Here is a 12,975-nt window from a genome sequence, read left to right as displayed (position 1 = left end):
GCCTAATCAAAATTTATTGTAAAAAGATTAAACTACGTTTGCAAATTAGTTTTTTCATAAAATTCCATTCACCACAAAGATTCAGCCCCACATCCAGTCGATATTTCTTTCTTTTTTATATCAACAACTCTTCCTTTAGAAAAAAAGTATTTTGTAACGTAAAAAGCATTATGACAACCCATTGATAAAATTCGCGTATATTCCCAAAATTCAGAATTCATAATTTGAGGATCACCGCGTTTTTCTATAAGTAATTCTTTAGAATAACCTGTTTCTGTTACTTCGTTCGCTTTCTTATCATCTACTATTTGAGTTATTTCGCGAATACTCTCGACCAAATAGATATCATTCCAAGTATTATAAGACATAAAAAAATATAAACGACTAGTTATAATCGTTGATTTCTTTTTGTATTTGTAATCAACAACAATACGTTGCTTTGTGGTTTTCTTTTTATTATTTAAAAATACGATAATGTCAACTGTTTCAAAATGTTCTTTTAAAATGTCCAGTATTTTTGAACGCGAATATTCACCTCCGTTTTTATTTAAAAAAATACGAACTTGACTTGTAAAAAGTAATTCTAATTCTGATGTATTTTCCTGTTGCCAACATTTCTGTAATTCTTCAAAAACAAAATCTGGAGATTTTTGCCCATAAATATTTACAAACAACAAAATCGCTATCACAATTTTCCACATAATAAACTCCTTCTATAAAATACTCTAAGGAAATGTTACAATAACGCAAGACCAAAGTAAACAATGTCTGTCGACAATTTCGGTAAGTTTTAAAACCAAAAACCTTCTAAGCTCCATATACAACTAGAGCATGTCTCTAGTACAAGTATATTTATATTTTGAATGCTATCTTTGTTATTGCAAAACCTTACATATTTTTCAGGGAGATTATATATGGCAAAAAATGTACTTTTCACTGAGCTCCAATGTTGTTGTCTTGATCCGTTGACAGGATTTTATCGAAATGGTAAATGTGAAACAGGAAGACATGACTACGGAACTCATATCATTTGTGCTAAAATGACTAGTGAATTTTTACATTTCAGTAAAGAACGTGGTAACGATCTCACAACCCCTGTTCCTGAATATGATTTTCCTGGGCTAAAACCTGGAGACAAATGGTGTTTATGTATATCTCGTTGGGTTGAAGCAGAAAAAGCAGGATGTGCTCCTCCTGTTGTTTTAGAAGCTACTCATGTCCAAGTAATAGAGCATGTTGATATTGAAATTCTAAAAAAATATGAAGCTAAAACTTAGGACGTCCTTAAAGAATATTTGTAATATTTATTTGGAGATAAAAAATGAAAATTATTACATTATTACTTATTCTTTTGGTAATACTTTATTCCGAAGAAAGAAAATGTGGACATGTTCCTTATTTAAAACTACTGAGTAAAGATAATCCACAAATATACGAACAAATAAAAGGTGCAGAAAACAAATTAAAAAGGTATGTTTTTAAGCGCCAAGAAAACTCTATTCCTCAAAAAATCCGTACGATTCCAGTAGTTGTTCATATCCTATGGAATCGCTCGCAACACAATATATCAGACAAACAAGTACATTCACAAATTCGTGTACTAAATGAAGATTATCGCAAAGTGAGAAATACCAACGGATACTCTCGTAATTCTTTAGCGACAGACACAATGATTGAATTTCGCCTAGCAAAAGTGGACCCAAATTGGAAAAAAACAACAGGCATCACTCGCAAGCGCACTAAAGTGAAATTTTTTGCTCTAGATCAAATGAAATTTGACCACACTGGCGGGATGGATGCTTGGGATACAACCCGCTATTTGAACATTTGGGTATGCCAAGCACGCAAAGGATTACTTGGTTATGCTCAATTTCCAAATGGTTCTAAATCATTAGGCCACAACAAAACACTTGCGACAGATGGTGTTGTCATTAACACGCTTTGTTTTGGCCGCTACGGAAACACAAAAAAACCTTTTAATCTAGGCCGTACAGCTACTCACGAAGTTGGACATTGGTTAGGCTTGCGCCACATTTGGGGAGACGGAGGATGCGACAAAGACGATGGAATTGATGACACTCCCAAGGCAAGTAAGGCAAATAGAGGGCACCCAAAAACGCGCCCTTATACTTGTGGTTCCGGTGATATGTACGAAAATTATATGGACTATAGTGACGATGATGCTGTCAATATTTTTACTTATAAACAAGCACAACGACTAAATGCAACTTTAACACTATATCGCTTTGGGCTATGTGAGTGGGATGCTTTTGGTAAGGGAGTGAATAACAAACTTGACGAGGTTTCAGGGGATGATTTTTTTGGAACAGGTACAGAGAAAAAATCCGACGATTATTTTGATGATAATGACTACTAGTGCTCTACAATATTGATTTGCAATTTATAGCTCGCAACTTTTGTTGCGAGCTACACAATCAAGGCTAAAAATAATTTTGTACTTCCAATATCCTAAATAGCGCTAAAAATAACACCTTTCTCTTGTAAAAAAGATTTAACTTGCGACACAGACTCATCTATCGCGGGTATCCCTTTTACCTTAATATTATATTCTATACCAGTAGTTACAGAATCACCAACCCATACAGTAACTATTTTATCGGGATTTACAAGTAGCTTTATAATATCTAGTTCTTTTTGCCGAATTTCTACCGCTGTTACTAATAAAATAGCTCCTGCGTCGAGTAATATATTTGCAATTTCTCCTAGGCGTCTGAAATGTTCATTTTGCGAATCTACATTATTTTTTATATCGGCATCAACACCATATAAGACATTTCCAATACCCAAAAAATAAACAAATTTTCCGTCATTAAACAATATAGATTCTAGTATTTTTGCTAAAGTTTTTTTGCCCACTTCTTTACAACCAGTGATAAGAACAAGAGTAGACTTTTGATTGTATTTTTCTGCACGCCGTAATTGGGATATCATACTTCTCTCCCACTTGTAGTTACGCAATATTGCCTGATCTCTAATATTGGCATATTGGTCCTTGACAGCTTCGCGTATAATTCCGCCACCACAAATTTCATAATTATCAACGATTACAAAGCGGCTTGTTTTTACAGAGAAATTTGCACAATCAAAAGCCAACGTCTGTTGCAATTTTAACACACACTCAGCAACACTATGATGCGAAACTTCATCTGTATTATCAAATTGTTCTAGATTAGAAGCATTCAAAACTTTGTGTATTTTTTCTATCGAAAATTGAACTTTTGCCGTACCATATTTTAGTGTATAAATTTTTTGACGCTTGAGAGGTTTTTGCCCCAGCCAAAAAAGACTTACCAATATTCGCGACGTGCACTCAGGAGCAGGATCCACGGACCTAGTGACAAGTTGACCACGCTTGACATAAAGCTGTTCTTTTAAAGTGAAACCGGTAGAATAGCCAGCCGTTACTGCTGTTTTGTTATCGCTTGAAAACGATTCAATGGTTTCTATTTGACTTTTTTTTCCCTCAGGATAAAAGATAACCTCATCGTTAACACGTAAAACACCTAAATCAACAGTACCAGCAATTATACGCCTTCTATCTCCTTGGCCAGTGAACTTATAAACATCTTGCACCATCATACGCATAGGAAAATCTACAGGTTGCGGTTTTTTTTGTAAAAGATCAAGTATTTCTAACACACATTTTCCCTTGTACCACGGTGTATGAGAAGAGCTTTGCGTTATATTATCTCCTTCGCGACCACTAACAGGAATAAAGATATCAACTTTAAGACCAAATTTGACCAGAAAATCTTGGTATTCTTTCACAATATTGTCATAAACCTTTTCGCTATAGTCAACAAGATCCATTTTGTTGATCAAAACAACAACTTGTTCGATGCCCAGCATCGACAACATATAACCATGTCGTCTTGTATTTTCTTGTACTCCTTCATCTGCATCGATAACCAGAAGCGCCGCTTCTGCTTGCGATGCTCCGGAAATCATATTTTTTAAAAATTCAATATGTCCAGGAGCATCAATAATCACGTAGTAGCGTTTTGCCGTTTTAAAAAAAATGCGTGCAGCATCAATAGTAATTCCTTGAGCCTGTTCATCTTTTAGAGCATCGAGAAGAAAAGCATATTCAAATGGTTTCGCATTTTTTTCACACGTTGCTTTTACTTGAGCTAATTTTCCTTCAGGTAGTGAATTAGTATCAACCAACAAACGCCCAACAACAGTACTTTTTCCATGATCGACGTGGCCAACAACAACGATATTCATGCGTTCCATTACATATACCCACCCTTTCTAAGCGACTCTAGACCTCCGCCGTCATCCTTATCTTGAGCGCGACCAGAACGTTCTGCAATATTAGCAAATTTACCTGTTTTTAACTCTTCTATTATATCTACAGGATTTTTAGCACATGATTCTACTGCTAGAGTACACGGATAACACCCCAAAGATCGATAGCGTTGTTTTTCACCTTGATCATAATATAAAGAGACAGTGGGTATATTTTCGCGCTCAATATATTCCCATATATTAAGCTCTGTCCAATCAAGAAGTGGATGAATACGCACATGTGTACCAGGAGCAAACTCTGTTTTGTATTGATTCCAAAATTCAGGTGGTTGGGCACTAATTTCCCAATTATTTTCAACATTACGCGGCGAGAAATAGCGCTCTTTTGACCGACTTCCTTCTTCGTCAGCTCTTACACCGACGATCACGCCTGTAAAAGGTTCGTTATTACTCCATATTTCATATTTCCCTGTGTCATGATCTATTTTATATCTTGTTCCTATACCATGCAAAGTGTCTTGCAATGCTTTTGTTTTTAACTGAGAGCAGCACTCTATACGCGTTGCATTGCCATCAGGAAAAGTATTTTTGTTAGCCAAAGCCTCTTTATTCTGACCATAAACAAGATTTAATTTCCACTCCATTGCTAAGCGATCCCGATATTCAATCATCTCAGGTATTTTATAACTTGTATCAATGTGCACAAGTGGCAATGGAACATGGCCAAAAAAAGCCTTGCGCGCTAACCACAGCAAAACGGTACTATCCTTACCTATAGACCACAACATCGCTAGGTTTTTGAAATTACTGTAAGCTTCTCGAATAATGTGTATACTTTTATGCTCAATTTGTTCAAGATAATCCATATTTATTCATTTCTTATTTGTAGACACAATTTAAAATACGACTCAAACTGTTCAAAGCGCTCATCGCTTTTTTTGGCATATAAAGTTGCCATGTTATTTGCATATTCTGCTAAAAAAGGTTTTGCCAAAAACAATTTATAGTATATTTTTTTACTTTCCTTGTCCATCCCCAATTTGTTATACAAATCTGCTATTTTTTCTAACAATTCCGTGCGATTAACATGCTTAATTTTTTTTAATTCATTTATAATTTCAATTTTTGCAGACTTTCCGCGCTCTGTCCATATCGATTTGGCAAGTTCTAAACGATAAAGAGCATAATCATCTATTGCAATAGCTTTATTTAGCAACATCAATTTTTCTTCTACTCGACCCGACTTCAACAAAAGAGCTTTCTCATAAAAATACTTTGCTTCAGGGGCTAACTCTATCGCCCAACTAAGCATCTCTAACCATTTTTTTTGCAACCCACTTCTTTGAGAAGCAACAGCCTGTAATTTATCTATATATTTTTGATACTTCACTTCTATAGGTTGCTTCAGAGCTATATAACGCGCGTAATCCTCTTCACGCAAAACTTCATAGTATATTAAACGATGATAAAGACCTATCGCAACGCCTTGTTTTTCCATTTCATCTTTACTATTCTTAGCTTTTTTTACTAACGCTTTTAATTTACGATGAGTATTCGTAAGTGCTGTAAAAGAAATATAGCTTGCTTTGCGAATTTGGTCATTTGGACTACTTAAAAATTTCTTTGTACAATTTCGCTTTTCATATTGTTGCGGAACCGATAGTTTTAAGAGAAAACGCATAAAAGATCCGCGAACAATAGGAAGGTGCAAATGGGTAAGTATAATAGCTTTTACAATATCGCTTTCTTCGCTATAAATATCGGAGAGATTAGGTTGGCCAAATAAACTCAAATGAAAATACATTTGTCCGCGAAAAAACTCATCCGGATCTTGAGGAATATCCTCACTAATAAGCTCTATAACTCCGAGTGCCGAGCGCAAATTTTTTCGGGTCACTTTTCCGTTCATTTCCGACACAAAGTGCACAAAAAGCATGGTATAAACAAATGTTTTTTCGCCATATGTCAAGCGTTCATTACTAAGTACACTGCGTATTTCTGTTTTATCAGGTCTAGTTTGTGCCCATACATCAGTTGCTTTAAACATAAGAGTAGTTTTACGTTCTCTTAATATCAATTCCCTTAAAAGAGGACGTGCAGATGAAAATTTTTCCTGTAAATAAAAAAGATCGCTAAAAAAAAGATTTGTTAAGATAATTGAGGTATCTTTATCTTGAATACCCTTTTTATAATGCTCGAAATAAATCTCTTGGAAATCTCGACTCAATGACAACGAGAACCATAAGTAAAGATACGCATAACGACGTATATTTGCGGACACATTGTGTAAATTTGCCATTACAATAGATCGACACTGCTGTTGCAATTTTTTTGTCAGTTTAATTTGAGCGCTTTTAGAATAGCTATTTACTGATGATAGCAAAGTTCCTGCAGCACACAAACGAATGCGTTCATCATCATTGTTGAGCATTTTTTTTAAAAACCCAAGAGTTCTCTCACTCATTGCCATACCTATTTTATACACAAAATTAGTATGGTTATAAACGCTACAACAAACCAAATATAATAAAAACTTTTGTTGTTCTGGAGGAAGAGTTGTATCAAAAACATCATAACGATAATCTTCATCACTAAATACAATAGGAAAACCGTATTCACGCAAAACGCATGTCGCAATAATAGAGGAGTCCAATAATTTTGATTGTAAAGAAATTTGATCCAAACGATCAATATCGTAAAGTTTTACGAGGCACCTTGCAGCAAGATATTTATAAAATACACTACTATGTGTTGTAAGTATCTCAAAAACAACATCACTATCGATATATTTTTCGTAACGACGAAAATAGTTTTTATCTACAAAGATTTGCGCAATATGATAGTAGTGATCTTCGATATATTCTTGTTTCTTTTGCGTGATTATTTTGTTCGCGATTTCATAAATTACTATTTTGATATCAGCAAAACCGTTCTTCGCCAAATTTTTCAAGTCACGAACGATGTTCTTCTGATAACGCAATCGGTAAATATGATCAGAAATACGTAAACTAAGAGGTGAATTTTGGCTATCGCGTAAACTTTGCAAAATAGGTTCTAAATCAACCTTTTTCTTAGATTTTAAGTGTTGTCGTTCTTGAAAATCTAAGAAATACTTATCGCGAATTGCAATGAGGTTTTCTATAAACAAATTAGGAAGAAGTGGTAAAAACTTTTTGGTAAATTCGTGTCGCATTAGTATTAAATTTTCGTGCTGAGTAATAGGTTCAAAAATACCCAATTCGCACAGACCACTAAATACATTAAAATTCGGTTCTTCTTCACTTACAAAAATATCTTGTAAAATATGCTGACATTGTACATTCTGACCTTGCTTCAACAAACTTTGTGCGTAAAAAACTTTATATTTTCGATTATCAGGCTCTATAGCTAAACTCTTGCTAAAACATTTTTTGGCGCGAAAAGCCAAATTCTGTTTTAAATACACTTGTCCTAAAAAAAAGAGTACTTCACTATCATTGGGAAAATGTATTTCTGCACGTTTTAGAAAAGAAGCAGCCTTTTGTAACTTTCCTATTTCTAAATAACAAACGCCCAAATAAAAAAACAACCTATTCAGAATATCTTTGTCATTAACAAGGGATGCTTCTATATGTAAGAAGTGCGACAATGCTTGTGAATAAAAATGATCCTCAAACAAAATAACGCCTCTATAGAAATATGCTTTCTGTAAAATATTTGCATCAGCATTTTTACTTTGTATGATTTTTTGCAAAGCATCGTGAGCCATTTCTATATATTTTTTATCTTGCGCTTGTGCAATTTTATAGACAATTGCCATGTGCAAAAGAACATTATGTGGCACATTTTTTTGTTGGTAGTAGTGTTTCTCAAAAAGTTGTTTTGCTAAAGGGTACTTTCCCAGCCGAACGTAAGCCTCAATAAGAAGCGGTAAAGCATTATAATTATTGCGCTTAATTAGAGGTTGTAATTCATAAACAGCATCGTTAAAGTTTTTTTGCTTCAACGAGTTCTTAGCGCGAATAAGTAAAACTTCGCTATCAATTTTAACCGAACTGCTGTCATTGTTTTTTACCAAGTCATCGTGGAAAACGATAATCACACTTATCAGTATAATACATGCTAATATCACACCATGTAAGGGAGTAAACAACCAACGAGGCCTCCTAAATCTACTACTTTTTTTTAGATTAAGAAAGTTCCCCAAATCTTCAACCATTAACTCGGTTGTTTGGTAACGCATTTTTTTTTCGGCAACACACAACATCCAAATTTTGTTTAACTCTTTTGGAACATTAGTATTGTACTCATTCATCATCACAGGTTTACTGTAACGTATATTTTGAAAAACCTCTTCGCTTTTTTTTCCCGCAACCATCATTTTGCCTGTAACAATCTGATAAAGAATTGCCCCAAAAGAGTAAATATCTACACGAAAATCTATTTCTTTTGGCTTCCCCAACAAAACTTCAGGAGCCATATAATGTGGCGTACCGGCAAATTCTCCTGATTGTGTTAAAGAAAAACGATCGCTTTCAACATTTTTTGCCAAGCCAAAATCCATTAGCTTTGGAACATCATTGTGATCAATCATAATGTTATTAGGTTTTAAATCGCGATGAACTACATTTTTAGTGTGAGCATATGCTAAGGCTTTGGCTAGAGGATAGAGCAAACGTATTTTTTGGACAATAGACATGTTACTATTACGCATATATTTATCCAATGTTACACCTTTGATATACTCCATAACAAGATAGAACACACCATGTTTTGCTCCTGCGGTATAAATTTTTACAATATTTGGATGACTTAAGTCTGCTGTAATTTCTGCTTCGCGAAGGAATCGTTTTTCGGTAGTGCCCAATTCTTTATTAAAAATTAATTTGATAGCGACTTTTCTGCCAGACGCTTCGTGAATAGCACTATATACGGCTCCCATTCCTCCACGGCCTAAGAAATCTACAATTTTATATTCACCAAAATATTGACCTGGGCCTAATTCATATAAAGCAAAATCCATAATAATCTTTTCTCAGGTAAATTATTTTCGCCATATCTTTTATATTAGATGAGCAAATGCCCAACTCACGGTATTACAAAGAAGCAACAATAATACTAAACAAGTAGCTAAAGATTGTCGTTCAATATTCTTTTCCATCGGCGCATTTAAGCTAAAAAACCAATTAAGGAGAAAACACACATAACCAAAAGTTGTTTGCAAAGGAAAACTAACCAGTGCATGAGTAAGTAAAACAGATAGCGCAGCTAAATGCCCTGCTTTTTTATAACAGCTTGTTACCTGATAACTTTTATAAGCATAATACAGCATAGCGAGTAGCAATACAATAAATAAACAACCCCCGACAACTCCTGTCTCTACAAAAATTTCCAAGTAATCATTGTGAGTATGAGTGAATATTCGCTTTTTTGCTTGGCGATATATTTCGTTTCCATTTTTGGAAACAAATCGATTTTTATAATACCAAGCTTGTTCGTGCCACTGTTCAAAACCAGTACCAAACAATAAGTTTTGCTGAAATGTTTTCCATGAACTCACCCAAACGACTACGCGCTCCTTTGTTGCTCCGTATTGATTAAAATTTTCTTTATTCAACATACTCCTTCCCTGATAAAAAGGAAGTAACGAAGCCAGAAAAAATAACAACAAAAGAGTAATCGTTGCTAAATAAGCTTTGCGTAAAAAACAAAAAATACTTACAGCAACAAGCAATCCAACAAATACACCACGAGCACCAATAAAAAATACTGGAAAAATAAAAAATAGAATAAGAACTATCCATAATATTTTTTGTCGACCGTGACTAGAAAATGCATAGCCAAGTAGTGAAATAGCGGTTGTTGCGCTAAGACAAGCTACAAAATTTGGATTCCCAAGTGTTGAGCCATAAAAATAAGATCGAATCACAGGCACAGGGGAAAAACCTAGCCACTGCATATACGAAACACTTACCACAACAAACATAACAACAATCCACATTAAGAACAAAGTACTACCACGTAAAGATAAAGCTTCGAGCAAAAGAATAAAGAGAACTCCGCTCAGCCAAAAAGTATATTTATTCAACGCAATAAATGGATTGGGGGAAACGAAACTGCATATAGCTGTCCACAAGAAGAACAACAAGACGCTTTTCGTCAAAAAACCGCGGTGATATATAGGAATGTACTTATATTTACAAGTCCACAGTATAAAAATAACTAAAACAGATACTTGAAAAACAAGTTGTTTGGGAATTAAGAAATTCTGATCAAAATAATCACATAACACGATAGGATAAAAACAAATCGATGTCAAAATCACATACCGTAATACCTGCAAAAATCCTACAGAGTTCGGGTGTGTTAACACAGTTATCTTTGCTTTAATATAAAATCTGCAAATTCGCGAACAGCACCACGCCCGCCCTTGCGTCCACTCTTAAACTGGCATATTTCCTGTACTTCATCAACGGCATCACTTGGGCAACCTGATATTTTTACTCTTTTTAAAATAGGAAGATCTGGAAGATCATCTCCCATGTAACACACATCTTCATCAACAAGATTTTTTTCCACAAGTATTTGCTCATACACTGGTAATTTTTCTTGAATATTTTCATAAATCAAAGTGACATTTAATTTTGCTAAACGATGGTGAAGAGCTAATGAAGAGCGTCCAGTAATAACTCCAACTTCTATTCCTTGTTGCTGTAGTTTTTTAATGCCAAGTCCATCTTTAACATTGAATCGTTTAATCTCTTCTCCGTTTTTATCTAAAAAAATTGAACCATCAGTCAAGACACCATCAACATCCAAAAGTAACATTTTACAAACACTCACAATAAACCCCTTATATTTTTTCAATAGCAAATAACTTAGGAACTTCTCTACGTGGCGAAGGAGAAACAGGGAAATTAATGTTATACAAGCTGGTATTTAGTGTAGAAAACCACTCCTGAATATCTTGCCACTCTTTATCTCCGCCATCATGTCCAGTGTAAACCATAACAATTAAATGTCCACCTTTAGCTAAAAGTTTTAAACCTTCATTAAAAGCAGTAATGGTTGTACAAGATTTGGTAATGATTTTCTTGTCTGCGCCTGGTAAGTAACCCAAATTGAACATAATAACTTGCAGCTTATGATGGTAGTCTTTGGAAATAAACTCTTTCATAAGTGAATGACTTTTATTAAAAAGGACTGTATTTTTTGTAAGGCCTTGTTGTTTTAATCGTTCTTTGGTGCAAGTAATGGCAGCGGGTTGTATGTCAAAACCAAAAACCCGGCCTGATTCTCCGACAATGTTAGCGAGAAAACATGTATCGTATCCATTTCCAACGGTAGCATCAACCGCTACGCCTCCTAAGCACAATATTTTTTTTACATATAAATGACAATGATCTGTTAGTCTCATTATTGCTACCTAGACAAAGATGTGCTTAAAGTAAATGTTATTAGAAGCGCGTTAATACACCCTATATGATATAGTTTCAAGATACAATTGTCAACTGGATGAATTATCAAAAAAAGTACCAAAATAACTCTACTGTTGCTCTTTTTCCTTTTGTAAACGAATGTTTTGCAAATGGGTAAAAATGCCGTGCTGTTGAAATCCTTTAATCAACGATTGCCTAATGTTTGCTTGTAGCTCCCATGCATTTCCTGGAGTATCAGCCCAACCGGCAACCCAGCAGCAAATACTTTTTTGTTCTAATCCCATGACCCAAAATGCAGGTTCTTCGCAATTTAATAAGTACTGACTTTGTTGAGCGCAACTAATTGCTACTGATTTAACTAAATCAATGTCCACGTTGTAGGCGACCCAAAATTCGACGTAAGTCCAGATAAATTCATCAACAATGGAATAATTTAGATACTCTTTTTCAAGAAGAATACGATTAGGAATAATATAACGTTGCCAATTCCATACTTTTAGTTTTGTGTGGGTAATAGTGATTTCTTCAATTGTGCCATAGTGCCCGTCTATTTTTACAGTGTCGCCAATGCGAATTGGTTGAGAAAAAGAAATCACAATACCTGCGATAGCATTTTCGATAATAGGTCTTGTTATAATTGCAATCAAACCGGTGATAAACGCTGCAAGTATTGAAGCAAAAACTGCGGGAATTGTTGGAAAAAGAGGCACAAATAGCAAGAAAAACCAGAAAAAGAAGACAAATGGTGCCAAAATACGGCGAATCATGCTAAAGCGAGTTTCTATGCTTTTAACTCCGGCATCCTGCGACCATTTGTCTAAGTCCATAGGAGAATCAGTAGGAACAGCAGAAAAGTCGATGACTTTTCTCAGAGCTTTTTTCCGATAAATTTCTAAGCCATCAATAAATTTTCTCAATCGAAAAATGACGACAATGCCAATAAGACCAATAACTGAAAAATATGTTAACCAAAAAATATACACAGTAAATCCTTACGACTTGTTCCAGTTGAAATAATAATCTTGCGATTGGCATAAAAGCCTGATTTAAAACATGTTAAAATTGACCTATGACAAAAGTTGTTGCTTTCTCCGGCAATATTTCGTAAACCTTACAGGTGCTAACTCTGGCAAAGGATTTTTTATTGATTCTTTTCCCATTGAATTATGTAACATTCAAAGATTGAAAAACTCTTCTCTGCAATTTCAATATGATGGAGCTTCTTTTAGATACTGTGTTTCTAAAAAATTATATTATTATGGCTTCAAATGCCATTTAGTTACTG

General features: G+C 34.6%; 10 protein-coding genes. 2 read left to right on the top strand and 8 right to left on the bottom strand.

Annotated elements, in window-relative coordinates; genetic code table 11:
* Positions 1 to 68: 68 nt before the first annotated feature.
* Complete coding sequence (locus UABHE_RS33090; RefSeq protein WP_372367751.1) at positions 69 to 701, bottom strand: hypothetical protein; 633 nt, start codon at positions 699 to 701, stop codon at positions 69 to 71.
* A 213-nt stretch (positions 702 to 914) separates the two neighbouring features.
* Between UABHE_RS33090 and UABHE_RS33085 the strand changes: the two genes are divergently transcribed.
* Together UABHE_RS33085 and UABHE_RS33080 are read left to right on the top strand one after the other, a co-directional pair.
* Positions 915 to 1,277: a DUF2237 family protein gene (locus UABHE_RS33085; RefSeq protein WP_372367749.1), complete on the top strand. Its 363-nt coding sequence runs from the start codon at positions 915 to 917 to the stop codon at positions 1,275 to 1,277.
* A 44-nt stretch (positions 1,278 to 1,321) separates the two neighbouring features.
* Positions 1,322 to 2,377 (top strand): zinc metalloprotease, encoded by a 1,056-nt coding sequence (locus tag UABHE_RS33080; protein WP_372367747.1) that lies wholly within the window; start codon positions 1,322 to 1,324, stop codon positions 2,375 to 2,377.
* 92 nt (positions 2,378 to 2,469) lie between these two features.
* Here the strand turns inward: UABHE_RS33080 and UABHE_RS33075 are convergent, their stop codons facing one another.
* From UABHE_RS33075 to UABHE_RS33045, 7 genes are all read right to left on the bottom strand, one after another.
* Positions 2,470 to 4,257, bottom strand: coding sequence for a GTP-binding protein (locus UABHE_RS33075; RefSeq protein WP_372367746.1), 1,788 nt, complete (start codon positions 4,255 to 4,257; stop codon positions 2,470 to 2,472).
* Positions 4,257 to 5,138: a sulfate adenylyltransferase subunit CysD gene (gene cysD, locus UABHE_RS33070; protein ID WP_372367745.1), complete on the bottom strand. Its 882-nt coding sequence runs from the start codon at positions 5,136 to 5,138 to the stop codon at positions 4,257 to 4,259. The genes UABHE_RS33075 and cysD overlap by 1 nt, the downstream gene beginning before the upstream one ends.
* Before the next feature lie 2 nt (positions 5,139 to 5,140).
* Entirely contained in the window at positions 5,141 to 9,274 is a 4,134-nt protein-coding gene (locus UABHE_RS33065) for a protein kinase (protein ID WP_372367744.1), read from the bottom strand.
* A gap of 39 nt (positions 9,275 to 9,313) precedes the next feature.
* Entirely contained in the window at positions 9,314 to 10,576 is a 1,263-nt protein-coding gene (locus UABHE_RS33060; protein WP_372367743.1) for an O-antigen ligase family protein, read from the bottom strand.
* 50 nt (positions 10,577 to 10,626) lie between these two features.
* Entirely contained in the window at positions 10,627 to 11,079 is a 453-nt protein-coding gene (locus UABHE_RS33055; RefSeq protein WP_372371714.1) for a KdsC family phosphatase, read from the bottom strand.
* Positions 11,080 to 11,104: 25 nt separating this feature from the next.
* Positions 11,105 to 11,668, bottom strand: a complete 564-nt coding sequence (locus tag UABHE_RS33050) for a class I SAM-dependent methyltransferase (RefSeq protein ID WP_372367742.1) — start codon at positions 11,666 to 11,668, stop codon at positions 11,105 to 11,107.
* A 129-nt stretch (positions 11,669 to 11,797) separates the two neighbouring features.
* Positions 11,798 to 12,673 (bottom strand): mechanosensitive ion channel family protein, encoded by an 876-nt coding sequence (locus UABHE_RS33045; protein WP_372367740.1) that lies wholly within the window; start codon positions 12,671 to 12,673, stop codon positions 11,798 to 11,800.
* Positions 12,674 to 12,975: the final 302 nt, after the last annotated feature.

Origin of the sequence: Candidatus Uabimicrobium helgolandensis (assembly GCF_041508025.1) — a bacterium.
GTDB lineage: Bacteria > Planctomycetota > Uabimicrobiia > Uabimicrobiales > Uabimicrobiaceae > Uabimicrobium > Uabimicrobium helgolandensis.
Note: the sequence above shows the minus strand (reverse complement) of the source record. Positions and strands in the feature narration are given on the sequence as shown.